Here is a 26,854-nt window from a genome sequence, read left to right as displayed (position 1 = left end):
TATAGGAATTCATATGGAAACAGATGGAAAGACCCTTCGCCGCGGCTGGACCACGGGCACCTGCGCGGCGGCGGCCTCGAAGGCGGCGTGCGCCGCCCTTCTGACCGGGGAATTTCCTTACCCTGTCGAAGTCGAACTTCCAAGCGGCGCAAGGCCGGCATTTTCCCTCGCCACCGAGGAAAAAGGCGAAAACTTCGCCCGTGCGGGTGTCGTCAAGGATGCGGGCGACGATCCCGACGTTACCCATGGCGCGTTGATCGAAAGCACGGTCAGACGAGGCAAACCGGGAAGCGGCATCACCTTCAGGGCCGGAAAGGGCGTTGGCACCATCACCCGGCCGGGATTGCCCCTGCCGCCGGGCGAACCCGCGATAAACCCCGTGCCGCGCAAGATGATCGAAACCGCCATTCACGAGGTCGCCGGAGAGAATGCCGATTTCGAAGTCGAGATTTCCGTTCGCGACGGTGAGAAACTGGCGGAAAAGACCCTGAATGGCAGGCTCGGCATCATTGGCGGCATTTCCATTCTCGGCACCACCGGCATCGTCATCCCGTTTTCCTGCTCCGCCTGGATACATTCCATCTGGCGCGGCATCGATGTGGCGCGCGCGACCGGCTGCACCCATCTGCTCGGCGCAACCGGCAATACCTCGGAAAAAGCCGGACAGGCGATTTACGACCTGCCGGAGACCGCGCTGATCGACATGGGTGATTTCATCGGCGGCATGCTGAAATATCTGCGCAGCCACCCTGTCGAGCGGGTGACGATTGCCGGCGGCGTCGCCAAGATGACCAAGCTCGCCCAGGGCATGCTCGATGTCCACTCCAAGAAAGGCCTCGCCGATCTCGACGCGCTGGCGGAGCTGGCAACCGAAGCCGGCGGAGATGAGAATCTTGCAGCCGCCATCCGTCAGGCCAACATGGTCGCGCACGCTTTTGAGCTGGCCGAAGGCACCGGGATTGACCTCGGTGCGATCGTTGCGGAAAAAGCCTGGGTAACCGCGGCCGCCGCGCTGAAGACGCCCACTATCGCGCTCGATATTCTGGTTTTCGATCGTCAGGGTACGCTCAAGGGGCGCACCGCCTCCACGCCGTCGCATCAACCCTTCGCATCTTCCTTCGGGGACCGGAACCGGCGTACATAATCGGTGCTATAAAGTGCGCTCTCGCGAAAATCCGTCGAGGCAAGCCCGCGCCCGACGAAGATCAGCGCCGTCCGCTCCACCGGCTCGGCGGCCAGTTTCCCTTCAATGTCGAACAAGGTGCCGCGAATGACCCGCTCGTCCGGCCAGGAGGCGCGAACGACGATGGCAACAGGGCAATCGGAACCGTAAAGCGGCGTCAGTTCTTCCACCACCGTGCCGATGGCATGGATGGCGAGGTGGATGGCAAGCGTAGTACCTGTCGCACCGAAGGCTTTCAGCGTCTCGCCCTCGGGCATTTTCGAAGCGCGGCCTGAAATACGGGTCAGTACAAGGCTTTGCGCCACCTCCGGCACCGTCAGTTCCCGCTGCAGGGTGGCAGCGGCAGCGGCAAACGAGGGCACGCCAGGAGTCACGGTGTAGTCGAGACCCAGCCGTTCGAGCCGGCGGATCTGTTCACCCATGGCGCTCCAGACGGAGAGATCGCCGGAATGCAGCCGCGCCACGTCCTTGCCGGCCTTTGCCGCCGCAACGAATTCCGCCTCGATCTCATCGAGCGACAGTGCGGCCGTATCGACAATGCGTGCACCCGGCGGGCAATAATCGATCAGCGCCTTAGGAACCAGCGAACCGGCATAAAGGCAGACCGGGCAGGCAGCGATAAGATCACGCCCGCGCACCGTGATGAGATCGGCAGCACCCGGACCAGCGCCGATAAAATGAACTGTCATTGTTGTTCTCCATGTTCGATGGCACGGTTATTTGGCGCGTCGCTCGTGCTGGCGACGGCTACCGTCACGTCGCCAACCACAAGACGCGCCGCAACCAGCCGCGCATTTTCCCCGGCTACGGCAAGCGCCGCCGCTTCACTGACACTGGGCGTCCCGGCATGATCGAGGCTTGCCTGCGAAAATGTCATTGTTTTCGAAGCAACCGCCTCGAGCCGTTCCTGCGATGCGATTTCAAGCGGCAACGACAGGCGTTTCGCCGCTTCCGCAAGACCAGCTTCTTCTGCCTTGAGCGGCGCAGTCGCCAGGCATTCGACGGTCATGCCGAAAGCAAGCTCGGCGGCGCGCACGGCTGCTATAATTGCCTCCGAACCCGTACCTTTACGGCAGCCTATGCCAGCGACGGTCACCATGGCTTGACCCAGCTCCACTGCGTCACCGGCATCGCCGGACGCCAGCCAGACATGGAGCCGACAGCAACAACGCGCGACACGTCCAGACGGATCATAGAACCGCCAAGTCGCGCATGGGCATCGAGCAACACCGCCTCCATTTCCAGCGTCACCGCATTGGCAACCAGCCGTCCGCCCGGTTTCAAGGCCTGCATGGCGCCTTCCAGCACACCTTTTTCGCTGCCGCCGCCACCAATGAAGATCGCATCCGGTTGAGGCAGGCCTTCAAAAGCCGCAGGTGCTGCACCGATCAGGATCTCAAGCCCCGGAACGCCAAATGCCTCGGCATTACGGGCGATACGTTCCGCCCTTTCCGGGTGCTGCTCTATGGCGATGGCACGAAGCGAGGGGTGCGACAGCATCCATTCGATACCGATTGAACCCGAACCGGCACCGATATCCCACAGCAACTCGCCCCGGCGCGGGGCCAGCGATGAAAGCGTCACGGCACGAATTTCACGCTTGGTGATCTGCCCGTCATGCTCGAACAGGCTGTCATCAAGCCCCTGTGCAAAAGGCAGAACACGTGCGCCCTCAGCCGCAACAACATCGATGGCCACGACGTTCAACGGATCTATGTCGTCAAAGGCAAAATCAGCCGCCCTGACCTGCCGCCGCTTTTCCCGCTGTCCGCCCAAAGCTTCAAGCAGGACAAATTCCGACTGGCCGAAACCCGAACTGGTCAGCAGTTCCGCGATCAGAGCCGGCGCACGTTCATCCGAAGTCAGCGCGATGATCCTTGCACCAGGATGCAGATGAGGGCGTAAAAGATCGATGGAGCGCCCATGCAACGACACGCAGTCGACCGACTGCAAGGCCCAGCCAAGCCGCGCCGCGGCGAGCGAAAAAGCGGAAGGTGATGGATAGCAGACTGTCTCATCCGCATTGATTCGCCGCAGAAGTGTAACGCCGACGCCATAAAAGAACGGATCGCCGGAGGCGAGCACGCAGACTTTGCCACCGCGCAACGCCACGACATCGCTCATCTCGGCGTCGAACGGCACCGGCCACGAACGCGCTTCGCCACGAATGGCTGAAGCTGCCAGTTCCAGATGGCGTTTGCCGCCGAAAACGATCTCGGCCGCCTCTATTGCCGCAGTGGCATTCCGGCCGAGCCCCTCAAGCCCATCCTCGCCAATACCAACGATGGAAAGCCACGGCTTCTCTTTCTTTTCAGCGGAAGCCTTCTTTTCAGTAGAAGCACCGCCCGTTCCGGAATATTCAGACGTCATGACACGCTCCATACTCATACTTGGCGGCACGGCGGATGCCCGCATTCTGGCCGGCAGACTGGCAGAGGACTCCGGCTACCGAATCCTGCTCTCCATGGCCGGACGCACGCTTTCGCCAGTGGAACAGCCCGTGCCGATGCGCAGCGGCGGGTTTGGCGGTGCGACGGGTCTTGCGGATTTCATTCGCGCCGAGGGCTTCGATATTCTCGTGGACGCCACCCATCCCTATGCGGCGAGGATTTCCGCCAACGCCATCGAGGCAGCCCGACTTGCCAAAGTACCGCTCGTAGCGCTTTCGCGCCCCGCCTGGCAGCGCCAGCCGGGTGACAGGTGGCAGAGTGTCGATACCGTCGAACAGGCCGTTACGGCGCTCGGCAGCGAAGGCAAGCGCGTGTTTCTGGCGCTCGGACGGCAGGAACTTCTCCCTTTCGAAGTCGCCCCTCAGCACCGCTATCTTATCCGCAGCGTCGATCCGGTGGAGCCGCCGCTCAAGGTGCCGGATGCGCGCTATATGACCGCGCGCGGTCCCTTTGCGCTCAATGACGAAATCCGCATGCTGGAAGAAAACCGTATCGAGACTGTTGTTTCCAAGAATTCCGGCGGCAGTGCCAGTTATGGCAAGATCGAAGCGGCGAGGCGGCTCGGCCTGCCGGTCATCATGATCGAGCGGCCGCCCCAGCGGAACGACGCCAAGGGCGCGAACGTGCCTGATGTAGAGACTGCGCTCACCGCCATCCGCCATCAGCTTTCTCTTTTCGAAAAACGTGGCGAATAGACCAGCGGGTCTTTCTCGGAGCGTTCGATCAGACGCGTTTCCACCGAACCGACGATGATGCAGGTGGCCATATCCGCCATGTCGCTCGATGCTTCCGATAACGGCACGACACGGATGCATTCATCCGCCCGGCCTGCGGCCCGGCCGAAGATCACCGGCACCGAACCGGGCAAGTGCGCCCGTAAAAGATCGAAGGCGGTGCCAAGCTGGTGCGGGCGCGCCTTGCTGACGGGATTGTAGAAGGCCATCACGAATCCGGCTTCTGCCGCCGCAATCAGCCGCTTTTCGATGATGCCCCAGGGCTTCAAATTGTCCGACAGCGAAATGGCGCAGAAATCATGCCCGAGCGGAGCGCCGGCTCTTGCGGCAACCGCGAGCATGGCCGTCACGCCCGGCACGACCGAAAAGTCTATCTCGCGCCATTCAGACGGGCCGTTTTCAATCGCCTCGCAAACCGCCGCCGCCATGGCGAAAACGCCGGGATCGCCGCCCGAAACCACACAGACCTTGCCGCCAGCGGCGGCAAGCCGCAGCGCCTGTTCGGCGCGGGAAATTTCCTCGCGATTATCAGAGGCATGGCGACGTTGGTCGGGTCCGAGCGCCAGACGGTCGAGATAGGGAATATAACCGAAGAAATCCTCTGATGCCTCAACGGCGGCGAGCGCTTCCGGTGTCACCTGCGCCGCACTGCCGGGGCCGAGGCCGACAACCACCAGCCGGCCGGTCATGGCGTTTCACCGCCAGCGGGTCTGGTTTTCCAGCCCGGCACCAGAACCAGCGAAAAATAGGGCGCGGGCGATGCGTCCCGCTCGATCAGCGGCACGGCATGGCTGTTCGCCATGGTGCCGCGCTCGACATAAAGCGCCTCGTTAAGCTTGCCGGCCTTTTCCAGCGCCCGGCGGATCTTCGGCAGGTTGCGCCCCACCTTCATGATCACGGCGCCATCCGTGCCGGACAGGCGCTCTGTCAGCACATCTTCCGCCAGCGTGCCGGGAAGCACGCTCAAGATATCGTCACCCTGCACCAGCGGTAGACCGGCCATCGACCAGCAGCCGGACATGGCGGTAATGCCGGCGACGACCTCCGCCTCATAGGAGGGCGCAAGCCGCAGATGAAGGTGCATATAGGAGCCGTAAAACAGCGGATCGCCTTCCGACAACACGGCGACATTGCGCCCGGCATCGAGATGGGCAGCAATATCCATGGCCGACTGATCGAAAAAGGCGGCGATTGCGCCGCGATAGTCCTCGCCGTTTTTGTCGCTCTCGACGGTGACCGGATAGACCAGCGGCATTTCCAGCGTGCCCGGACGAATGAAGGCCTCAACGATGCCGCGACCATTGCCGCTGCTGCCCTTCTTGCAGAAGAAGGCAAGGACATCGGCATTTTCGATGGCGCGGACGGCTTTCAGCGTCAGAAGCTCGGGATCGCCAGGGCCGGTTCCGACACCGACCAGTTTACCCTTGGTGTGTTCAAAAAGAGCCGCGCTCACAGACCTGCCCTCGCGACCGCGTTGACGGCAGCAGCCGTCATGGCCGAGCCACCCATGCGTCCCTTGACGATGGCATAAGGAATGCCGAGCGAGCTAACCTCCAGCGCATCCTTCGATTCCTCCGCGCCGACAAAACCGACCGGCATGCCGATGATGGCGGCGGGACGTGCAGCGCCTTTTTCCAGCATTTCCAGAAGATAGAAGAGCGCTGTTGGCGCGTTGCCAATGGCAACGAGAGCGCCGTCCAGCTTGTCCGCCCAGAGATCGAGCGCTGCGGCGGAGCGGGTGTTGCCGATCTTTTTTGCAAGTTCCGGCGTGCGCGGATCGCGAAGGGTGCAGATCACGTCATTATTGGCCGGAAGGCGAGCGCGGGTCACGCCATGGGCAACCATTTCCGCATCGCAAAGTATGGGCTTGCCCGCCAGCAAAGCGCCGCGTGCGGCGGCAACGAAATCCGGTGAGAACCGGAAATGGCTGGCCGCCTCCACCTGCCCGCAGGCGTGGATCATGCGAACGGCAATATCCGCCTGTTCTTCGGTAAAGGCGGATAAATCCGCTTCTTCGCGGACAATGGCGAAGGAGCGCTCGTAGATCGCATTGCCGTCGCGAATATAATCATGGTCGGTCATCGGTCATCCTGTCGAAGCGCCGCAACGATTGCCTCTTTGCCCAGGCGGGCGATGAGGTTGGCAGCGTTTTCCCCGGGCTTATGTTCTTTTTCGTAAAGACGGGCAAGCCGCGAAAGCGCCGTCCTCTGTTGCTCGAAAGGTAAAATATCGTCCTGCGGGTCGCAGGGGCGGCCCGAAATTGAAAAGGCCAGGCCATCGGCGGTGCCGGAAAAGGTCAAGAGCGACGCGGCGGGATGCGCGCAACCCTTGCCGCAGCCGGAGATATGCAGCGTGAAGGAGCCGTCGAGTAACGAGGCGCATTCCTCGGATGCAAAGGCGGCCAGATCATGGGTGGGAAAGAACGCCGAGGCACATCCCGGCGTGCCGGGACAGACGGCGATGGTAGATCGCGCATCACCTGCCCTTGTGATGAAACCGGAATTACCCGCGGTCCGAATCAACGCACCGCAAGCATCCCGTGACCCGAAAAATAGCAGGCTATGATTGAGCGAGGGCCGCAATGTTTCGATATCGAGCGCGCGCGCCCGGTCGCAGAGCCTCGACAAATCGGAAGCACGGACTTGCGCGAAAGCAGGCCTGACGCTGGCAGCAAAAGTACCGCTACCGGCCGCCACCAGCCCCAAGGGTGAAGAAGGCGCAGGCGTCTCGCCTACAATCGCCCTATCCACCAGACAGCCTCCGCAAATTGCCTTTATCGTCCGTAAATCCAGATCACGGCCACGGGCAAGCGGTCCCTTGCCAGCAAGATGAACGAGCAGCAACAGGGCAACATCCGCCGCCTTGTCGGCCTCGACAAATCCCGCGCGCAGCGCCTTGCTCTCCGGCCCCCCGACAGACAATTGCCAGAAAACGCGGCCTTCAAACCACATCGCTTTCAGGCGGATATCGGCCAGCAAATCGCCCATGGAAAGACGGCCGCCCCCATCGATGACGACAGACATTTTGGCGGCGAGCTTTTCATGCAGCGCCAGCGCAGCAGCCTCTCTGCGAATCTCGCCGGCAAGAGAACTGCCATCGGCGATTTCCTGATCGTCCCGGCCGGCAAGGGGTGAGGTCTCGACTGCCAGTCCGTCGCGAAGCGGCAAACCGAGCGCCAGAACATCATTCTCCAGGTCGCAGGCGCTTTCCCGCGTCAGGCCGCGAAATTGCAGGCTGCCGCGTGCCGTGATGTCGATCAGCCCGTTGCCGTGCTGCTCGGCAAGTTCGCAAAGCGCTATCATGTCATGGGGCGCAATATCAGCCTCGAATGCGATGCGTGACAGGTATCCGTCACCGGTCAGCATCGGGGTCGACAAGGCCGGACACGTCCCACGGCGGCCAAATGGCTGGACCGGATCGGAAACGGCCATCCTCATGCCACGCCCCTTTCAGAACGGGACAGGATCAGCATTTCAAGTTCCGTATCCACCGCATTGCGGCGGCTGTGCCACAGCCCGCGACGACGGGCGGATAAAAAGCGCGTCGCCATGACCTCCGCCGCCTTCGGATTTTCCCGCAGGATGAAATCGCGCACGTCCTCATTGCCGAAATAGGCGTCATAAAGCGCCTCGATCAGCGAGGAAGATACCGCATGGGTGGTTTCGGCAAAGCCGATCAGCCGGTCAACCGTCTCGGCAAATTCCGCCGCGCCGCGCGGGCCGTGCCGCATCTGGCCGGCAATGAAGCGTGGGTTGACGGCGCGGGCCCGCACCACGCGGGTCAGCGCCTGAGAAATGGACCGGGCGCGCGGACGTGCAGGATCGGTCGTATCCAGCGCCACAACATCGGCAACGCCGCCAAGTACTGCTTTTGCGGCGGAAAAACCGCCAATGAAGGCGACATCGGAAGAGCCGTCGAGAAGATCCCGGCCCGGATCGTCACCGGTGTGAACGAGAAGGTCGGCCCGACGTACCAGCTCAACAAAACCGGCATTCTCGAAAATCTCAAGCCCATCGGCACCGCCGAAGGCGTGACTTGCCGAATCGAGATAGGCCTGGCCCAGTTCCTCACGTTCTTCCCATTTCCCGCTGGCGAGTTTTTCCTCAATACCTGCGCCATAGGTGCCGGGTGCGGAGCCGAAGATACGTGCCGGTATGTGCCCGAGTGCCACCGCCTCTTCCGCCAGAGGATTGTCGCCCGGCGCTTCATCCCGCCGCGCGACGGCCTTGGCCGCTGCATCGAGAAGAGCAATGAGCGCCGGAAACATGTCACGGAACAGGCCGGAAATCCGGAATGTGACGTCGACACGCGGCCGCCCGATACTGGCGGGCGGCAGAACCTCGATGCCTGTGACGCGACCCGTCGCCGGGTCATGGATAGGCCTCGCTCCCATCAGATGCAGCGCCTGCGCCACATCCTCGCCGCCATTGCGCAGGCTGGCGCTGCCCCAGAGATCAAAAACCAGATGTTTCGGCCAGTCGCCATGGGACTGCAGATGGTGCCGAAGCACTTCTTCGCCCGCCATGCGGCCCAGCTCGAAAGCCGTCGGCGTCGGCATGGTGCGCGGATCGGCAGCATAAAGATTGCGGCCCGTCGGCAGCACATCGAGCCGTCCGCGCGCGGGCGCGCCTGACGGGCCGGGGACAATATGGCGGCCATCGAGCGCGGCAAGCAGCGCTGCTTTTTCCGCCGCAGCGCTTTCAAGCCTCAGAGGATCGATCTCGCCTTCGGGGGAGCGACCGAAAACATGCTGGCCATCCTTGATGGCAAAATCCTTCAGGTCGCAGAGAAAGGCATCAATGCGCGATAGCGCCGCATCGGCATCGTCCTTAGCCCCCACGCCCGCATCGGCCGCGAGCCCGGTTTCCAGCGCCTTCTCTACGATCAGTTTCGCCAGCCGGTCACGGCGGCGGCGGTCAAGCCCGTCTGCCTGCGCATATTCATCGACAAGTTGTTCCAAAGCCAATTGTTCCGGCGAAAGTCCGGCATGCACCAGCACCGGCGGAACATGGCCGATGGTAACAGCAGCAATCCGCCGTTTGGCAACCGCCGCCTCGCCCGGATTGGAAACGATGAACGGATAGATCACCGGCAACGAACCAGCGACGATCTCGGGAAAACAATCGCGGGAAAGCGCCACCGTCTTGCCCGGCAACCATTCAAGCGTGCCATGCGCACCCACATGCACGATGGCATGCGCATCCGCGACCCGCTGCATCCAGGCGCCGAAAGCGACCAACGCATGGCGCGGCGGCAGGGCAGGGTCATGGTAATCCACCCGGCGGTCCTCGTTCCGCCCCCGGTCCGGCGCCAGCGCCACAAACACCTGGCCGAAACGAGCGACGCGAAAACGGAATGCGCCGTTGGCTAGCGCATCATCCCGTTCGGCGGAGCCCCACGTGGCATCCACGGAGGCAGCTGCCCCCTCAGACAAAGCCGCGAGAAAATCCTGATAGGCTGAAAGTTCGACAGACGCTTCCTGTTGCTCGACACAATCCAGCAAAGCCCGCGCCGTTTCGGGAATATCCGAAACGGCATATCCGGCCGCGGCCAGATCGCGCAGCATTTCAAGCACGCTTTGCGGCACATCGAGACCAACGGCATAACCGGTGCGCCCCGGCGCAGCACCCGGATAATCCGGCATCAAAATAACGATCCGCCGTTCCTGCGGCGCAGACTGTTTCAACCGCAGAAACGCAGCGATGCGGTTTGCCACCTGCTCGACACGATCAGCTTCCGGTGTGTTAACGAGGCTGACACCGCCATCGGTCCGTATCTGTTTGAATGAGATAGCACCGGCAAGAATCCGGCCATCGAGTTCCGGCAAAACCACATGCATGGCAAGGTCGGATGGGTTGAGACCGCGCGCATTTTCCGCCCAGCCGTCGCGGCGCGTCGTCGCCATGACCACCTGAAACACCGGCACGCCGAGGCGATCAAACAGAGTTTTGCCACCGTCGTCCGTCTGACTGGCAAAAGCCGTGGCGGCAACAATGGCGGCGGGCTTGATATCCGGCAGCACGGTTTCAAGAAAGCGGATCGCCTCCCCATCCTTCAGACCGCTGACAAAAATCGGCAAAGGGCTGAAACCGCGCTGTGCGAGCCCATGAAACAGCGCATCGACGGGCGCAGAATCCGAAGCCAGAAGCATGGAGCGGTAAAAGAGAATGGGCAGAATAGGTGCATCGGCAGGGAAACCCGCACGGGCTTCCGCTTGATCCACAACGCCTTTACCGGGCCGGTAGAAACCCGCTTTCGGCAGCGGTTGGGCCTCTATATCCGGCCATGCGCCACCGCTTGCAAGAACCGAAAGCCCGGAGGCAAGCCGGTCCATATTCTCCCGCCCACCCTCACGGAAGAAGGAGAGGACTGAGGAAAGCGTCTGTCGATCGACGGTCGAGGCCGCCTCCAGCTTCTCGTCCCTCTCGCTGCACTCACCAGGCAATAACAGAAGCTTTATGCCGCGCCGTCGCGCCATTATGGAGAGTTGATCGACGCCGTAACGCCAGCGCTCAGCACCGCCCAGAATCCGGATAAGGATGACACGGGCGTGTTCCGCCGTCTTTTCGATCCACAGATCGACTGACATCGGATGCCGAAGTTCGGAGAGGTTGGCGGCGGACAGGGAAGGAAGTCTGGGCCCCACCTGCCGCCATGCCTGTTCCAGCCCGGCAAGATCGCTTGCCGAAAAAGACAGCATCACCACATCCGATCGCGGCTGATTGAGATCAACCGGCTCGACCAGATCGTCCAGAGACGAGGATGTGGTGGCGAGAATATGCATCTAAGGCATTTCCAGTAAAAGTGCGGTGCAGTTTTGCGTCCGACAATGCGCAAACAAGACAGCACGTCCGATGATTCCGTTTAAACCGGACGTGCTTTATGTCAGGCGGCCAGCATCTGTTCGATCTTTTCGCGGTTGAGGCCCTTCTCGCCGATGATGACGAGGCGGCTGCGGCGCTCCTCACCGGCTGCCCATGGCCGATCGTAATAATGGTTGACACGGCTGCCGACGGCCTGCACCTGCAGGCGCATCGGCTTGGCGGAAACTTCAACGAAACCCTTGATGCGAAGAACGTTTTCCGCAGCAGCAGTTTCCGCGATACGGGTGGCCAGCGCTTCCGGATCGGTCACGGCGGGCAGATCGATGACGAAGCTGTCGAAATCGTCGTGTTCGTGGTCAAGCTCGCCATCATGATGGGTGCGGCGGTTTTCGATATCCTCCTCCACCGCAAGACCGAGACCAATCAGAACGGCGGGGTCGATTGCGCCATTCGAGGCGACGACGATCTTCGCGGCCCGCGGCAGATGCTCGAGAATATGAGCCTTCGCCTTTTCCAGACCGGCGTGATCGAGGAGATCGGCCTTGGTGAGCACGATGAGATCGGCGCAGGCGACCTGATCCTCGAAGACTTCTTCCACCGGATCGTCGTGATCGAGCGCTTCGTCATTCGCCCGCTGGGCGGCAAGCGCTTCCATGTCATGCGCCACCTGGCCCTCTGCAAGGGCGGCACCGTCCACGACAGCCACCACGGCATCCACTGTTACGCGGCTCTTGATCGCCGGCCACTGGAACGCCTGCACCAGGGGCTTCGGCAGGGCGAGGCCCGAGGTCTCGATGAGGATATGTTCCACCTTCGGCTGGCGGCTGAGGATCTGTTCAATAGCCGGCTGGAAATCATCCGCGACCGTGCAGCAGATGCAGCCATTGGCCAGTTCGACGATGTTTTCCTCCGGGCAGCTCTCAATGCCGCAGCCTTTGAGGATTTCGCCATCGATGCCGATATCACCGAATTCATTGACGATGATGGCCAGTCGCTTGCCATCAAGCTTTTCGAGAAGACCGCGCAGCAGCGTGGTTTTTCCGGCCCCCAGAAAGCCGGTGACGATGGTGCAGGGAACGCGGTCCAGAAAGGGGCTCATGATCTCTCCTCGGTAAAATCGAATGGGGGAATGCGCGCCACCATGCCGCGCTTCAATGTATCGGGGCGGCCGCGCCAGGGCATCAGGCCATCTGCGGAGGCGGCCAGCATGCGAGCGCCGGTCAGCAGGTCTTCCGCGTCGTCGGGCGTCAGCCCGCCAAAGACATAGGACCAGCCGTCGCCGCCGCAAAGCACGGCGCTGAGGCCGCGTTTGCAATTGGCAAGACAATTGACGGAACGGACGACAATGCCGGATTCCTGCGCTGTTGCCATGACGGCATCCGCAAGACGTGCACCGGGTCGCGGCTCCGCATTGGGATCGGTTTCATCGCGACAGCTGCGGCAGACAAAAACGACGACGCCGGAGGCGTTTTCGCCTTCCACCTCCGAATGCGCACATGAAGAGACCGCTGTAATATCCAAACCGTTTCGCTTTCCGCGCCTTTAAAAACTCATCGGGGTGCGGATGTCGAAAACGGCATGCGGAAAAGCGCAGAGCCGGCTGTTCGATCTGACCGACTGACCGGAGCACCCCGCCCGGCAGACGTTTTTCCTGAAACGGCAGGTCTCCTGGCTTGCGGCTTTAAAACACCCGGGCACCGCCTTCCCGAACCATCTTTAGAGGTTCAGTGGCTTTACGGTGCGGGCTTGCCGCTTACAGTTGCGGGGGCAGCCACGGAATGACCCCTGTCAGGGCGGAACCGTGTTCCCTCTTAGCTTTTCCCGTTGCCGGGAAAAGACCGTCAGTCCCTTACCCTTAGGCTGAACGGGCGTGAGGGTCAATGCCGCGGCCCGTTGGCTGGCCGCATTGCCGGGTGCGGCAAATTGGGTATAGTCGCCGCTCCGAAAGGCAGGGGCATCCGGCCCCGTGCCGCTGGACGAGAAGGAAAACGCGATGACACGCGACATCAGCGACAGCGAAGCCGAACGCCACCGGCAGAAAATGGTGAACCGCAAGACGGTTCAGGATGCCGAAGTCGCGGAAAAGACCATCGAAAAAGGTCTGCTGATGATCAATACCGGCCCCGGTAAAGGCAAGTCCACGGCGGCTTTCGGCCTTGCTTTGCGCATGCTCGGCACCGGACGCAGGGTGGGCGTGATGCAATTCATCAAGGGCGCGTGGTCGACGGGTGAACAGCAGGCACTGACGCTCTTCGGTGACAGGGTCGTCTGGCGTACCATGGGCGAGGGGTTTACCTGGGACACGCAGGACCTGAAGCGCGATGTGATGGCAGCCGCAAAGGCCTGGGAAGAAGCCAAGGTCCTGATGGCTGACGAAACGATCGGCCTCCTGATCCTCGACGAGTTGAATATCGCGCTGCGTTACGATTACCTGCCGCTGGAAGAAGTCGTCGAAACCCTTTCCAACCGCCGGCCCGATCTGCATGTCATCGTCACCGGCCGCAACGCCAAGCAACCGTTGATCGACGCCGCCGACATGGTGACCGAAATGACCCTCGTCAAACATCACTTCAAGGCGGGTGTGAAGGCGCAGGCAGGGATAGAATTCTGACATGACTGCACGCGTGCTGATGTTTCAGGGAACCGGCTCGGATGTCGGCAAATCGCTGATGGTGGCCGGCCTTGCCCGTGCCTTCGTCAAACGCGGCCTGTCCGTCATGCCGTTCAAGCCGCAGAACATGTCGAACAATGCCGCGGTCACCGCCGATGGCGGCGAGATAGGCCGCGCGCAGGCGCTGCAGGCGCGTGCAGCGGGTGTTCCGCTGTCGGTTCACATGAACCCGGTGCTTTTGAAGCCGCAGAGCGAAACCGGCGCACAGGTCGTGGTGCAGGGTAAAATTGTCGGCAATGCCAAGGCAGCCGATTACCAGCACATGAAAGCCGGGCTGATGCCGCGCGTGCTGGAAAGCTTCGAGCACCTGAAAAAACGGGCCGATCTGGTGCTGGTGGAAGGAGCGGGCAGCGCATCCGAAATCAACCTGCGCGCCAACGACATCGCCAATATGGGCTTTGCCCGCGCGGCCGATGCTCCCGTCATCCTGATCGGCGATATAGACAGAGGCGGGGTCATCGCCAGCCTCGTGGGTACAAGAACCGTTCTCGACCCCGACGATGCCGCGATGATAAAGGGCTTCATCGTCAACCGCTTTCGCGGCGATCCGTCACTGTTTTCGGACGGTATGCGAATGATTGCGGAAAAAACCGGCTGGGCGTCCATCGGGCTTCTGCCGCATTTTTCCGATGCTGCGAAATTGCCGGCCGAAGATGCTCTCGGGCTTTCCGGCCCGGCGCAACACAAGCCCGGCGCGAAGATCCGCATCGCCGTGCCGATCCTGCCGCATATTTCCAATTTCGACGATCTCGATCCCCTCGACATGGAGCCGGATGTGGAGTTGATCCGCGTGCGGCCGGGCGAGACCATACCCGCCGATTGCACGCTGGTTCTGCTTTGCGGTTCGAAATCTACCATCGCTGATCTTGCCGTGCTTAAAAATGCGGGGCTCGATATCGACATCAAGGCGCATGTGCGGCGCGGCGGTTATGTTCTCGGCCTCTGCGGCGGATACCAGATGCTTGGTAAAACCGTTGCTGATCCTGACGGCATCGAAGGGCCATCCGCGACGGTGGAAGGGCTTGGCCTGCTGGATGTGACGACGGTTTTGACCGGCGACAAGAGGCTCGTCTCCGTGCAGGGCAGGAGTTTCGACGGAGTTAATTTATCCGGCTATGAAATGCATGTCGGCGAAACGACGAGCGTAACGGGCAATCTCCCGTTTTCGAACATCGACGGACATATGGACGGCACGATATCGCCCGATGGCCGCATCTTCGGGACCTATATACATGGTCTGTTTGCGGATGATCGCCAGCGTACTGCATGGCTTGAGCGGCTTGGTGGAGAAAGCACGGAACTGAACTACGAAGCGCAGGTGGACGCCGTTCTTGATCGTCTCGCGGCCCATATGGAATACCACCTCGATCTCGACAGACTGCTTTCTATAGCGCGATAAGGATCGCCAGTAACCCGAACAGCCCAATCAGCAAGAGGTCTGCGATCCGCGCCAATCGGAGCGCCGTGCGAATATCGCCGGCAACCAACGCCGCTCTTCCGCCTTCGCCCATGAAGCGGGCTTCGATCATCTGCCCACCGTAGGAACGCGGACCGGCAAGGGCGAAACCGAGAGCACCCGCAAGCGCCGACTCCGGCCAACCAGCATTTGGGGAGCGGTGATGACGCGCATCGCGGCGTATCGCGGCGATGGCTCCGCCCGGCGATGCGCCTTTCACAAAAAATGCCGCAAGTACGAAAAGACCGCCGCTCAGCCTCGATGCCGGCAGATTGACCAGATCGTCCAGCCGCGCCGACGCCCAGCCAAAGGCTTCATGGCGTGGCGAGCGATGGCCAATCATGCTGTCAGCCGTATTGATCGCCTTGTAACCCGCACCACCCGGCAGCCCCAGAAGACCTAGCCAGAGGGAAGGGGCAACGATGCCGTCGGAAAAATTCTCGGCCAGGCTTTCGATCGCCGCCCGGCATATCGCGGCCTCATCCAGCGCCTGCGGATCGCGACCGACAATCATCGAAACGGCTTTGCGGCCACCCTCCACCCCCTCGCGCTCCAGTGCGATGGCGACGGCCTCCACATGCTCTTCCAGACTTTTCTGTGCCGGAAGCGACGCGCCGAGCACGGCAACAAGCAACAGACCGAAGGGGAGGAACATAAGAAGCGACTGCGCAAACCATGCGAGAAATACAGTCAGCCCTACAAAAACGACCAGAGCCACAACGCCGGCCGTCTTACGCTGCGAAAATGACGCGCTCTCCCGGTTCCATTTTTTGTCCAGCAGCGCGATAAGCGAACCGATCCAGGTGACGGGATGGCCGATGCGCTTGAACAGCCAGTCCGGATAACCGGTCAGGCGTTCGATCACGAGCGACAGGAAAGCGAGAGCAAAGAACATGGGCGAGACAGTACCAGAAAAGGCGCAGACTGCGATCCGTCACGGCGGCAATCTCGGCAGGGCGCGCCTGATGTTTCCTGAAGCGCCGGAACCGTGGATCGACCTGTCGACCGGGATCAATCCGCACTCCTACCCGCATTCGCCCATTCCCGCCAGCGCATTTGCCCGCCTGCCGGAGCCTGACGCAGCCGAAGAATTAAAAGGGCTCGCAGCTGCCTCTTTCGGCGCGCCTTCTGACCGGCATGTTTCGCTTTCTCCCGGCACCCAGATGCTGATGCCATTGCTGGCTCATATCGCGGTCCACCGCGGAGCGAAAAGCGGAGCCGTGCTTTCCCCCGCCTATGCCGAACACGCCCGAACCGCCCGAATGACCGGACTGACTGTGACCGAAGTGGAGGACATCAGCGGCCTGGCGGCATCTGATTATGCCGTGGTCGTTAATCCCAACAATCCCGATGGCCGCGTTATCGATCGCGAAGACTTGTTGTCCTTGGCCAAGACCATGCACCGGAAGGGCGGCCTGCTCGTGGTGGATGAGGCCTTCATCGAAACTGGAGGTGCCGAAAGCCTCGCAAATGCTGCCGATTATGAAGCACTGGTGGTGCTGCGCTCCTTCGGCAAGTTTTACGGCATGGCGGGTGTCCGGCTCGGTTTTGCGCTCGCACGTCCAGAGATCGCTGGAGAACTGGAGGCAAGGCTTGGCCCGTGGGCAGTTTCCGGCCCGGCACTGCACATCGCAACGCAAGCTTTGACAGACAAGGAATGGCAATCGTCCATGCGTCTCCGTCTCGCGGAAGAGGCACGGCGTATGAATGGCCTGCTGGAAAAAGCGGGACTAACGATTGCCGGCGGCACGTCCCTGTTTACTCTGGTAAGGGACCACCGCGCCATTGACCTGTTCGATCATCTTGGCCGGCGCGGCATTCTGGTACGCATTTTTGATGAAAGGCCGAACGACATGCGTTTCGGCCTTCCCGGTGCTGAAGACGAATGGCAGCGCCTCGAAGAAGCGCTGTCATCCTTCTGATTATTCTTCGAACGTATAGGTCTCGATAGACTCCGGCTTCATTTCGATGGAAAAGCCAGGCAGTTTCGGCGGCATGTAAGCAGCATTTCTGATATCGCAGGGTTCGATGAAGTGCTCGTGCAGATGGTCGACATATTCGATCACGCGGCCTTCCTTGGTGCCGGAAACCACGAGGTAGTCGATCATCGACAGATGCTGGACATATTCGCAAAGGCCGACGCCACCGGCATGCGGCCAGACCGGCAGGCCGTATTTGGCGGCAATCAGGAGAACTGCCAGCACCTCATTGAGACCACCCATGCGGCAGCTGTCGATCTGCACGACATCGATTGCGCCTTCGGCGATGAACTGCTTGAACATGATGCGGTTCTGGCACATTTCGCCCGTCGCCACTTTCACCGAACCGATGGCCGCACGAATCTTGCGATGGCCGGCAATGTCGTCCGGGCTGGTAGGCTCTTCGATGAAGAAGGGCTTGGCAAAAGCAAGCTTCTTGATCCAGTCGATGGCCTGGTCCACTTCCCACACCTGATTGGCGTCGATCATCAGATAACGGTCGGGACCGATCACCTCGCGGGCGATGGTGAGACGGCGAATATCGTCTTCCAGATCGCGGCCAACCTTCATCTTCACGTGGTTGAAGCCGGCATCGATCGCTTCCTGGCAAAGACGGCGCAGCTTGGCGTCGTCATAACCGAGCCAGCCGGCCGAGGTCGTGTAGCAGGCATAACCTTCGTTTTTCAGCGTCTCGATCCGCTCCTTCTTGCCACTTTCGGCTTTCCTAAGGATTGCAAGCGCGTCGTCGCGGGTCAGCACATCGGTCAGATAACGGTAGTCGACGATATCGGCGATTTCTTCCGGGCTCATATCGGCAACGAGCTGCCAGACCGGCTTACCCGCCTTCTTGGCCAGCAGATCCCAGACAGCATTGACGACCGCACCGGTGGCGAGATGCATCGCGCCTTTGTCCGGGCCGATCCAGCGCAGCTGGCTGTCGCTCGTCAGATGCCGCCAATATTTGCCGGGGTTTTCGGTCACGGTGGCAAGATCGGTGCCGACCACCAGATGGCGCATCGCCTCGATCGCCATGCAGCAGATGTCGTTGCCACGGCCGATTGTGAAGGTCAGCCCGTGGCCTTTCAGTCCCGCCTCGTCGGTATCGAGGATGACGTAAGCCGCCGAATAGTCCGGGTCGGGGTTCATCGCATCCGAACCGTCGAGGCTCTGGGAGGTGGGGAAACGCAGGTCGAAAACACGCAGATCTGTAATTTTGGTCATGGCCGTTCACTCGCGGTCAGTGTCAAAGGAAATCGTTCAATCGTGGTGGAAGGTTTCTTCCATCATTGCCCACCACTCGCCTTCCTTTCGGCTTTCGAGTGGTTGCTGGCAGGGAATGGTGAAAGACCACCATTCCTTGTTCTTCGGGCTTGCAGCCATCTTCGCCATGTCGGCGCTGAAATCACTGCCGTGGTACTCCCAATAGCCGAACAGCAGATTTTCCGGCTCGCGCAGGAAGATCGTGTAATTACGGATGTTGCAGTCGCTGATCAGCGCCAGAATTTCGGGCCACACGGCGGCGTGCAGTCTTTTATATTCAGCAATCATGTCCGGTTTGACGCCGATGACCATGCCCATACGCTGCATGAAAAAACTCCATTATTGCTTGATGGTGGCGAGCGCCGCGCGCAGCTTCGGTTGCGGCAGGTTCAATCCCAGGCGTTCCGCAGCAGCGATGATCGGGATGAAGCGACGGCGTTTCTTTTCATCATGATTGCCGGCGATGTCGGCGAGCCGATGCGCGAGAAAGGGATTTCTCAAACGCTCCCGCAGCACACCGATATAGGCCCGCGCCTCATTCCCCATGCCTTCCGCTGCAAAGACCGGCAGCACCTCGTCACGCCAGAGCGTTTCAAGATCGTCGACCAATGCATCATCGGCCATTGCGTGGCGAACCGTCTCGTCTTTTGCGCGACCATCCCGCAACCAGCGCTCGGCGAGATAGGAATGGCCGAGATTGAGCAGGAACAGCTTCAGCTTTTCGTAGTGGTCCAGATCATCCGTCAGCACCATTGCCGGGTGGTCGCAGGGAAGGACGAGACCTTCCTGCTTTTCGATGGCCCAAAGTGCATAGGGTTCCGCCACCGCACCAACCGGGTCGATTGGCTCGGAGACGATGCGATCCACCAGGCTATTGGCGAAACGGCATTTTTCATTGAGGTAAAAGGCAAATCCCGCCGGCAATTGCCACTCGTCTGCAAGCTGGTGAACAACCTCTTTCAGGCGGTCGCCATTGCGCGGAACAAGCTCGCAGGGGAAGATCGACAGTGCCGCTTCCGGATTGGTCTGAAAACGCTCCAGCAACAGCATGCACAGCTTGGCCGGAAAGCTCTTCGGAACGCGCCCGAAATCGTCGGCGAGATCCGGTCCATCAGACGAATCCAGCTCATAACCGCGATCGCCCGTATTGGACAGAATGACTTCGGCCATGCAGGCGATGCGTCGAACCTCGGCCCAGTCCGTATCCGCCGTCAGCGCCAATGCGACAGCCTTGCCGGAAATTTCTTCATCAACGTCCTGCCCATCGCGAATGCCGCGGATACGCACGGGATAGGGGGCACCGCTATTCAGCGCCGCAACGCGCTTCAGGCTTTCCGCATTGCCCGTTGTCTGGACAATTGCGATGCGCCCGAGAGCTTCGCCTTTGTCCAACGCTTGCGAAATGAACAGATCCGCATGCGCGAGAAGAAAGCGGCTGGTGCCGAATTGCAGGATGGGTGTGTCAGGCGTCATGCGACCTCCACCATGCCTTTGATGACTCCGGCTTTCGGATCGGTCAGCCCGGCGAATTTGGCAGGCACATCGGCAAGCGTCATGCGATGGGTGATGAGGGCTTCCGGCACCTTTCCTTCCCGCAGCGCCTGCAACACCCGCTCGAAGTCCTCCGGCGTCGCATTGCGGCTGCCGAGCAACGTCGTCTCACGCTTGTGAAACTCCGGATCGTTGAAGGTAATATCGCTGGCGACGATGGATACCAGCACATAGGAGCCGCCATGGCCGACAAAGGAGAATCCGCGCTCCATGGCTTTCGGATTACCGGTCGCATCGAAAACCGCATCGAAGAAATCGCCATCGGTGATATGTAACAGATGGTCCTTGTCACCCTCGCCGAGCGTCACCGTATGGGCAACGCCGAGATGTTCCTTGCAAAAATCCAGCCGGTCGGTGCGCCCGTCAATCATGGTCACTTCGCCGCCATCCAGAACGGCGAAAACCGCAACCGCCATGCCGATAGGTCCGGCGCCGACGACCAGAACCTTCTGCCCTTCTTCAACCGCGCCACGGCGCACGGCATGCGCGCCGATCGCCAGAAATTCCGTCATCGCCGCTTGATCGAGGCTGAGGCCCTCCGCCTTGAGCACGAACTTTTGCGGAACGCTCAGATATTCGACCATGCCGCCATCGCGGTGAACGCCGAGCACACCGATATTGCGGCAGCAATTGCTCTTGCCCTTCAGGCAGGCGCTGCATTCGCCGCAGGAGATATAAGGGATAACGGTAACGACATCGCCTGCCGAAAGATGGCTGCCTTCCGGTGCCTCCTCTACCGTGCCGGAAAGCTCGTGGCCCATGATGCGAGGATAGGAAAGATAGGGCTGGTTGCCGGTAAAGATATGCAGATCCGTACCGCAGACACCGATGCGGCGAATGCGTACCAGCACGTCACCTTCGCCACGCGCAGGTTTCGGCAGTTCCTTTGGGACGAGTTGACCGGGGGTCTCGCAGAAAATTGCCAGCATGCATCACCTGTGGGAAAGGGAATAAAAACGAATCGCATTGTCGCCAAAGACTGCTGCATGGTCCTGCGCTGGGACGATATCGCGGCAGAAATCCAGCCATTCCTGATAATCGCCGGCCAGTCGCAAGACCGGCCAGTCGCTGCCGAAGATCACGCGGTTTCCGCCGAACAACTCCAGAATGGTTTCGGCATAGGGCCTGACCGCCTCCGGCCGCTGATCCCCGCGCTCAGTCAAGAGACCGGAAAGCTTGCAATGAAGGTTGGGAAGGGCCGCCAGGGCCGCCATATCCCTGCGCCATTCCCTATAGTGACCGGTGGCGATAAGTGGCTTCGCGCCATGATCAATCACAACAGGCAATTGCGGATGCCGGCGGGCAAAAGACAGGAGATGCGGCAGATTTGGCGGCAATACCAGCGCATCGAACACGAGCCTGTGTTTCACCAGCGCATCCACGGCGGGATCGAGCGCCGGATCGTCTATCCAGGCAACGTCCTCCATGCCTTGCAGCATCGGGCGCACGCCTTTGAATGCCGGGTGTTTTGCGCGACGGGCGATTTCCACCGCCGCATCAGCGGACTTCATGTCCACCCAGCCGACCACACCCCTGATGAAATCCGTTTGCTCCGCCAGTTCCAGCATGAAATCCGTATCGGCCGCGTCTTCCATCGTCTGCACCAGCACCGTGCCGGAGACCCCGGCCGTAACCAGCAGAGGCGACAGATCGGCCGGCAAAAAATCCCGGTAGATGGCAGAGAGAGACGGCGGCGGCCATTGCGCTGCACGATCCTTCATCAGCCAGAAATGCTGGTGAGCGTCGATGATCATGGCCTCAGGCCTTTCCGCCGGGCACAGGCGCGCCTTCGGAGATCAGGCCGCGCTTTTGCAACTCGGCCCAGAATTCATCCGGGACCGCCTGCTCGAACCATTCGATGTTGGAGGCAAGCTGCTGCGCATTGCGCGCGCCGGAGACGACCGTGACGGAGGCTGGATGACCGAGCGGAAATTGCAGCGCGGCCGCCTGCAGGGAAACGCCAACTTCGTCGCAAACGCCCTGCAAGGCATCCACACGGGTGATGATGTCGGCAGGCGCGTCGGCATAATTGAATTTGCGGTTACCGGCCAGAATGCCCGAATTGAACGCACCGGCGACCACGATCGCAACGCCGGTTTCCGCGCAGCGGTTCATGAAGGCGAGGCTCTGCTGCTCGAGCAGCGTATAGCGGCCTGCGAGCATCGCAACGTCGATATCGAAAACATCCATGGCGTCGCGAACGATTTCCCACTCGTTGACACCAAGGCCGATGGCGCCCGTCGACCCTTCGTCGCGCAGCTTGCCAAGCGCCCGGAAGCCGCCGCCGCTTGTCAGCTGCTCCCAGTAGTGCTGCTGCTTCTCGCCATGTGTGTAGGAACCGATATCGTGCACATAAAGAATATCCGGCTTCAGAACGCCGAGCCGTTGCTGGCTGGCTTCGAAGGACCGCAGGATACCGTCATAGGAATAGTCATAGACCGGACGGAAGGGCAGGGGCGCAATATAGGCGTCCTCTTCCGGGCCAACGGTTGCATCCGGAACCATGACGCGACCGACCTTGGTGCTGAGCGTGTATTCACCACGGTCATGCTCCGTCACCATGGTTCCAAGACGGCGCTCCGAACGCGTGTACCCGTAAAAAGGCGCGGTATCGAAATAACGAATGCCGCATTCCCATGCCTTGTCGAACGCGCCTTTGGATTCCTCATAGGGCGTGACGCGGTAGAGGTTGCCCATCTGGGCGCAACCAAGGCCCATAAGGGTGACTTCGACGGCGCGGCGCGGCAATTTGCGGGTATCGGAGACTTTCATCGCGGGGCTTTCTGATTTTTAGCAGAGCGGGATGGCGAAAAGGTGTGTGCGGTTTTCGCCTGAAATCCCGCATCTCAAAATTTTGAGGCGCGCCGCCAAAGCGGCGCGCCGTCTTGCATCAATAAAGAACGTTCTTGGCTTCCGGCTTCTCGATATTGTCCTTGGTGACAACAACGACGCCGGTATCGACGAACTTCTCGACCTTTTCCTTGTTGATGAGCTTGGAGATGGTCTCCACGCCCTTTTCGCCCATCTGGTAGGAACCCTGAACAACGATGCCGGCGAGCGTGCCGTCCTTGACGAAGCCCTGAAGGTCCTGGTTGCCGTCAAAACCGATGCCGACGACCTTGCCCGCTTTGCCAGTCTGGGCAAGCGCACGGCCGACACCGATGGCGGTGGGCTCATTGGCGCCGAAGATACCCTTGAGATCGGAATTGGCGGCCAGAACATCGGTCGTCTGGTTCAGCGCCGTCGCCATCTGCGACTGCGAATAGAACGGGCCGACGATCTTCAGGTTGGAATTCATCTGGATGTAGTCGGTGAAACCACCGACACGGCCGATTTCCGAACCGGCACCGGCCACGTAAGACATGACGGCGATCTTGCCTTCCTTGCCAACCTTGTCGATCAGCGCCTGCGCTGCCAGTTCGCCGGCTTTCTTGTTATCGGTCGCGAGGAAGGACTGGTAATATTGCTCGGAACCCTGAGCGAGCTGCGAGTCGATCAGAACCACGGGAATGCGGGCTTCCCAGGCCTTCTTGACGGCCGGCACCAATGCATCCGGATCGGAAGGAGCGAGGACAATGCCTGCGACCTTACGGTTGATCGCGTTTTCGACCATGTTCACCTGGTCGGCAATGGCGGACTCGGCGGCCGGACCCTGGAAGGTCATGGTGTTGCCGGAAGAGTTCTTCATCGCCGCATCGGCGCCCTTCTGGACGTTCTGCCAGAAGGTGGAGTTGACGGTCTTGACGATGACGGCGATTTCGCCGGCCTGCACGGTGGAGACGCTCCACAGCGCGATTGCGGATGTCAAAAGGGCAGTCGCAATTTTCTTCATTTCTTCCTCCGTGATGTCGGCATACCGGGCCTCCCCTGCCGATCTTTTTGCGGAAAGGGTCCGCAGCCCTTTGATCAGCGGCGGTTTCGCAACTGGTCGATCCAGACGGTGACCAGAATGACGAGGCCGATGATGATCTGTTGCGTGAAGGCGGAGACGCCATTCATATTGAGACCGTTGCGCAGGATGCCGATGACAAAGGCGCCGATGGCCGTGCCGGAAATCGTACCCACGCCGCCGATGAGCGATGTGCCGCCGATGACGGCGCTGGCGATTGCATCCAGCTCATACATCACGCCCTCATTCGGCTGGGCGGTGACGAGGCGCGACATCAGCACGCAACCCGTCAACCCTGCGAGCGTGCCGGACAGGATGTAGGTGAAATTGGTGACGCGGGCGACGTTGACGCCGGAAAGGCGTGCCGCCTCCGCATTTGAACCGACGGCATAGATATGACGGCCGAGGATCGAGCGGTTGAGCATGAAGGAGACGGCAAGCGCAATCACCACCATCAGGATGACAGGGTAGGGAATGCCCGGGAACACCACGTTCGGAAAGCCGTCATCACCGATGTTGACGATGCGGAAGAGGGCGCCATTGCCGAGTTCGCCGAAGGATTCGCCAAGACCGGAAACCGCGCGCGCGCCGGTTATCTGCAGCGCCACGCCGCGGGCGATCAGCATCATGCCGAGAGTGGCGATAAAGGGCGGCAGCTTGAAGCGGGTAACCAGAAGGCCGTTGATGAGACCGCAGAGCGACCCCGTCAGAACACCAAGAAACATGCCGACCGGCACCGGCATGCCAAGTTCCTTCACCGCAAGGGCGGCGACGACCCCGGCCAGGGCAAGCACCGACCCGACGGAAAGATCGATGCCGCCGGTGATGATGACGCAGGTCGCACCGATGCCGAGAAGGGCGATGGACGTGACCTGAAGCGCAATGGTCATGGCATTGTTGACGGAGAAGAAGGCGCTGCTGGTGGCGGAAAACACCATAACCAGCACAACGAGACTGCCAAGCGCCGCAAACTTCTGGATAATATCCTTCTGGCGGTCGCTGAAGGCGAAGCTCTTCTTGGGTTCTGCAATATTAGCCATGTCGTTCCTCACTGCGCGGCCCGGCCGTAACCGGACGCATACCGCATGATTTCTTCCTGATTGGTCTTGGCGGTCTCAAGCACGCCCGTGATCCGGCCCTGGTGGAAGACGGCGATACGATCCGTCAGCCCCAGAATTTCCGGCAGTTCCGAACTGATGAGAATGACACCAATCCCCTGCGCGGCCAGTTCATCCATGATCTTGTAGATCGCAAATTTCGCGCCGACATCGATGCCGCGTGTCGGCTCATCGAAGAACAACACGCGCGACTGCCGGAACAGCCATTTGCCGATAATGATTTTCTGCTGATTGCCGCCCGAGAGCAGCCGCACCGTCTGCTCGATCGAGGGCGTGCGAATATTCAGAAGGTCGACATAACGCCTAGCGACATCGTCATGTTTCTTGAAATCGATCAGTCCGAAACGGTTGGACACCTCGCCGATATTGGCAAGCGTCGTATTGGCCGCAACCGACATCTTGATGGCGAGACCATCACTCTTTCGGTCTTCCGAGAGATAGGCGATGCCTTCCCTGATGGCGTCCTGCGGTGAGTTGATCGAAAGTTCGCGTCCGTTGAAAACGATCTTTCCCGCATCGAGAGGATCGGCGCCGAAGATGGCGCGCGCGACTTCGGTGCGACCCGCCCCCATCAGCCCGGCAAAACCGAGAATTTCGCCACGCCGCAGAGAGAAACCGACATCGTGGAACACACCGCTGCGCGTCAGCCCTTCGACGGAGAAGATAATGTCTTCCGTCGGGCGCGAGGTGCGCTCGGGGAATTTGTCTTCCAGCGAGCGCCCGACCATACGCGTGACAATGTCATCGACGGTGATCGACGCGAAATCGTCGGTCGAAATATAACGTCCATCACGCAGCACCGTCACGCGGTCGACGATCTCGGCCATTTCATCCAGACGGTGGGAAATATAGACGATGCCGACGCCGGATGCCTTGAGATCACGGATGACCTTGAACAGCAGCCTTGTCTCCTGCTCGGTCAGCGAGGAGGTAGGCTCGTCCATGATGAGGACTTCGGCATCGAGAGAAAGAGCTTTGGCAATCTCCACCATCTGACATTGGGCGACGGAGAGACCGCGAACGATCTGGTCCGGGTCGATATCGACGCCAAGCCGATCAAGACAGTGCTTGGCATCGAGCCGCAGCTTCTTGCGATCAACGAGGAAACCCCGCCGGGGTTCGCGGGCGAGATAGATGTTTTCGGCGACAGAGAGATGTGGAACGAGGTTGAGTTCCTGATGGATGATGGCGATGCCGGCGGCTTCGGACTCCAGCGGCGATGCATATTGCACCTTAACGCCCTTATGCAGGATCGTGCCGTCGCTCGGCTGATAGACCCCGCTGACGATTTTCATCAGCGTCGATTTGCCCGCGCCATTTTCGCCGCAGACGGCATGCACTTCGCCGCTGCGCAAATCGAAATGCACGTTCGACAGCGCCTTGACGCCCGGGAATTCCTTGCTGATGTTTTCAAGACGCAGAAGAACGGAACGCTCGTCGCGCGCCATCTCCTCAGGCGAAAAATCGCCCCGAATTGTCGATGCGCCCTGCGACATCTGGAAACCTCCCACCCGTGCTCCCCGCTCCACCGGGGTACCATGAACAGGCCAAATGGTTAGGCCGGTTTTCTGGAATGGTCAAGCCAATTTGGTCAAAATTTGGATAAGGGTTCAAGAAAGAACAAAATAATCAGGAACTAAAATCTGCAATAGTGTTGTAAATTCTTATATTTAAGTAATTTCTTGCGTATTGATACGCTTGGCGTTACGGTAAGGCCAAATGCATTTTAAAGACAGGGC

25 protein-coding genes and 1 riboswitch are annotated in these 26,854 nt (G+C 60.5%); of the genes, 5 read left to right on the top strand and 20 right to left on the bottom strand.

All coding sequences use genetic code 11. From position 1 onward, the window contains the following. The first annotated feature begins 13 nt into the window (after positions 1 to 13). Entirely contained in the window at positions 14 to 1,144 is a 1,131-nt protein-coding gene (locus OK142_RS13730; RefSeq protein ID WP_498683357.1) for a cobalt-precorrin-5B (C(1))-methyltransferase, read from the top strand. Here the strand turns inward: OK142_RS13730 and cobM are convergent. The 3 genes from cobM to cbiE are packed head-to-tail and all read right to left on the bottom strand — an operon-like array spanning position 1,099 to position 3,553. Beyond that, entirely contained in the window at positions 1,099 to 1,872 is a 774-nt protein-coding gene (gene cobM / locus OK142_RS13725) for a precorrin-4 C(11)-methyltransferase (protein WP_498683356.1), read from the bottom strand. The genes OK142_RS13730 and cobM overlap by 46 nt on opposite strands. Then, positions 1,869 to 2,282: a cobalamin biosynthesis protein gene (locus OK142_RS13720; protein WP_498683355.1), complete on the bottom strand. Its 414-nt coding sequence runs from the start codon at positions 2,280 to 2,282 to the stop codon at positions 1,869 to 1,871. The genes cobM and OK142_RS13720 overlap by 4 nt, the downstream gene beginning before the upstream one ends. Continuing rightward, the gene (gene cbiE / locus OK142_RS13715) at positions 2,276 to 3,553 is read right to left on the bottom strand and encodes a precorrin-6y C5,15-methyltransferase (decarboxylating) subunit CbiE (protein ID WP_498683352.1); all 1,278 of its coding nucleotides are present in this window, start codon (positions 3,551 to 3,553) and stop codon (positions 2,276 to 2,278) included. Before cbiE ends, OK142_RS13720 begins: the two co-directional genes overlap by 7 nt. Here cbiE and OK142_RS13710 point away from each other — a divergent pair. After that, complete coding sequence (locus tag OK142_RS13710; protein WP_498683350.1) at positions 3,552 to 4,328, top strand: cobalt-precorrin-6A reductase; 777 nt, start codon at positions 3,552 to 3,554, stop codon at positions 4,326 to 4,328. The two genes, cbiE and OK142_RS13710, sit on opposite strands and share 2 nt — an antisense overlap. On the opposite strand, the gene OK142_RS13705 is transcribed toward OK142_RS13710, so the two are convergent. The 7 genes from OK142_RS13705 to OK142_RS13675 all read right to left on the bottom strand — a co-directional run bounded on the left by OK142_RS13705 (position 4,295) and on the right by OK142_RS13675 (position 12,673). Further along, the gene (locus OK142_RS13705; protein ID WP_498683348.1) at positions 4,295 to 5,056 is read right to left on the bottom strand and encodes a precorrin-3B C(17)-methyltransferase; all 762 of its coding nucleotides are present in this window, start codon (positions 5,054 to 5,056) and stop codon (positions 4,295 to 4,297) included. The two genes, OK142_RS13710 and OK142_RS13705, sit on opposite strands and share 34 nt — an antisense overlap. After that, complete coding sequence (locus OK142_RS13700) at positions 5,053 to 5,820, bottom strand: precorrin-2 C(20)-methyltransferase (RefSeq protein WP_082183239.1); 768 nt, start codon at positions 5,818 to 5,820, stop codon at positions 5,053 to 5,055. Before OK142_RS13700 ends, OK142_RS13705 begins: the two co-directional genes overlap by 4 nt. Further along, positions 5,817 to 6,449: a precorrin-8X methylmutase gene (locus OK142_RS13695; protein ID WP_498683346.1), complete on the bottom strand. Its 633-nt coding sequence runs from the start codon at positions 6,447 to 6,449 to the stop codon at positions 5,817 to 5,819. The genes OK142_RS13700 and OK142_RS13695 overlap by 4 nt, the downstream gene beginning before the upstream one ends. Continuing rightward, positions 6,446 to 7,804 carry a precorrin-3B synthase gene (gene cobG, locus OK142_RS13690; RefSeq protein WP_498683344.1) on the bottom strand — a complete coding sequence of 453 codons (1,359 nt, stop codon included), beginning with the start codon at positions 7,802 to 7,804 and terminating at the stop codon, positions 6,446 to 6,448. Before cobG ends, OK142_RS13695 begins: the two co-directional genes overlap by 4 nt. Beyond that, complete coding sequence (cobN, locus tag OK142_RS13685; RefSeq protein WP_498683343.1) at positions 7,801 to 11,151, bottom strand: cobaltochelatase subunit CobN; 3,351 nt, start codon at positions 11,149 to 11,151, stop codon at positions 7,801 to 7,803. The genes cobG and cobN overlap by 4 nt, the downstream gene beginning before the upstream one ends. Positions 11,152 to 11,252: 101 nt before the next feature. Further along, entirely contained in the window at positions 11,253 to 12,290 is a 1,038-nt protein-coding gene (gene cobW / locus OK142_RS13680) for a cobalamin biosynthesis protein CobW (protein ID WP_498683341.1), read from the bottom strand. Continuing rightward, positions 12,287 to 12,673 carry a DUF1636 family protein gene (locus OK142_RS13675; protein WP_003492732.1) on the bottom strand — a complete coding sequence of 129 codons (387 nt, stop codon included), beginning with the start codon at positions 12,671 to 12,673 and terminating at the stop codon, positions 12,287 to 12,289. The genes cobW and OK142_RS13675 overlap by 4 nt, the downstream gene beginning before the upstream one ends. 159 nt (positions 12,674 to 12,832) lie before the next feature. After that, a riboswitch (cobalamin riboswitch) is annotated at positions 12,833 to 13,049 on the bottom strand. A 135-nt stretch (positions 13,050 to 13,184) separates the two neighbouring features. Here OK142_RS13675 and cobO point away from each other — a divergent pair. Continuing rightward, positions 13,185 to 13,802 carry a cob(I)yrinic acid a,c-diamide adenosyltransferase gene (cobO, locus tag OK142_RS13670; RefSeq protein WP_498683340.1) on the top strand — a complete coding sequence of 206 codons (618 nt, stop codon included), beginning with the start codon at positions 13,185 to 13,187 and terminating at the stop codon, positions 13,800 to 13,802. Between the two features lies 1 nt (position 13,803). After that, a complete protein-coding gene (locus tag OK142_RS13665) occupies positions 13,804 to 15,261 on the top strand; it encodes a cobyric acid synthase (protein ID WP_498683339.1) in 1,458 nt (485 codons plus the stop codon). Here the strand turns inward: OK142_RS13665 and cbiB are convergent. After that, positions 15,248 to 16,213, bottom strand: a complete 966-nt coding sequence (gene cbiB / locus OK142_RS13660; RefSeq protein WP_498683338.1) for an adenosylcobinamide-phosphate synthase CbiB — start codon at positions 16,211 to 16,213, stop codon at positions 15,248 to 15,250. The two genes, OK142_RS13665 and cbiB, sit on opposite strands and share 14 nt — an antisense overlap. Here cbiB and cobD point away from each other — a divergent pair. Continuing rightward, the gene (gene cobD, locus OK142_RS13655) at positions 16,212 to 17,240 is read left to right on the top strand and encodes a threonine-phosphate decarboxylase CobD (protein ID WP_498683337.1); all 1,029 of its coding nucleotides are present in this window, start codon (positions 16,212 to 16,214) and stop codon (positions 17,238 to 17,240) included. The two genes, cbiB and cobD, sit on opposite strands and share 2 nt — an antisense overlap. Here the strand turns inward: cobD and OK142_RS13650 are convergent, their stop codons facing one another. From OK142_RS13650 to OK142_RS13610, 9 genes are all read right to left on the bottom strand, one after another. Continuing rightward, entirely contained in the window at positions 17,241 to 18,518 is a 1,278-nt protein-coding gene (locus OK142_RS13650) for an L-fuconate dehydratase (protein ID WP_498683335.1), read from the bottom strand. A gap of 36 nt (positions 18,519 to 18,554) precedes the next feature. Further along, the gene (locus OK142_RS13645) at positions 18,555 to 18,884 is read right to left on the bottom strand and encodes an L-rhamnose mutarotase (protein WP_216330419.1); all 330 of its coding nucleotides are present in this window, start codon (positions 18,882 to 18,884) and stop codon (positions 18,555 to 18,557) included. 12 nt (positions 18,885 to 18,896) lie between these two features. Further along, positions 18,897 to 20,030 (bottom strand): mannitol dehydrogenase family protein, encoded by a 1,134-nt coding sequence (locus OK142_RS13640; RefSeq protein WP_498683333.1) that lies wholly within the window; start codon positions 20,028 to 20,030, stop codon positions 18,897 to 18,899. Continuing rightward, positions 20,027 to 21,037, bottom strand: coding sequence for a zinc-binding alcohol dehydrogenase family protein (locus OK142_RS13635; protein WP_498683331.1), 1,011 nt, complete (start codon positions 21,035 to 21,037; stop codon positions 20,027 to 20,029). Before OK142_RS13635 ends, OK142_RS13640 begins: the two co-directional genes overlap by 4 nt. Before the next feature lie 3 nt (positions 21,038 to 21,040). Next, complete coding sequence (locus tag OK142_RS13630) at positions 21,041 to 21,862, bottom strand: amidohydrolase family protein (protein ID WP_498683330.1); 822 nt, start codon at positions 21,860 to 21,862, stop codon at positions 21,041 to 21,043. Positions 21,863 to 21,866: 4 nt separating this feature from the next. Continuing rightward, complete coding sequence (locus OK142_RS13625; protein ID WP_498683328.1) at positions 21,867 to 22,880, bottom strand: aldo/keto reductase; 1,014 nt, start codon at positions 22,878 to 22,880, stop codon at positions 21,867 to 21,869. A 118-nt stretch (positions 22,881 to 22,998) separates the two neighbouring features. Beyond that, positions 22,999 to 23,940, bottom strand: a complete 942-nt coding sequence (locus tag OK142_RS13620; protein ID WP_003492753.1) for an ABC transporter substrate-binding protein — start codon at positions 23,938 to 23,940, stop codon at positions 22,999 to 23,001. A 74-nt stretch (positions 23,941 to 24,014) separates the two neighbouring features. Further along, positions 24,015 to 25,037: an ABC transporter permease gene (locus OK142_RS13615; RefSeq protein ID WP_003492755.1), complete on the bottom strand. Its 1,023-nt coding sequence runs from the start codon at positions 25,035 to 25,037 to the stop codon at positions 24,015 to 24,017. 8 nt (positions 25,038 to 25,045) lie between these two features. Further along, positions 25,046 to 26,611: a sugar ABC transporter ATP-binding protein gene (locus tag OK142_RS13610; RefSeq protein ID WP_498683326.1), complete on the bottom strand. Its 1,566-nt coding sequence runs from the start codon at positions 26,609 to 26,611 to the stop codon at positions 25,046 to 25,048. Positions 26,612 to 26,854 lie beyond the last annotated feature (243 nt).

It is taken from the genome of Agrobacterium sp. BT-220-3 (assembly GCF_025910175.1).
GTDB classification, from domain to species: domain Bacteria; phylum Pseudomonadota; class Alphaproteobacteria; order Rhizobiales; family Rhizobiaceae; genus Agrobacterium; species Agrobacterium oryzihabitans.
This window is presented reverse-complemented; position numbering and strand designations above follow the sequence as displayed.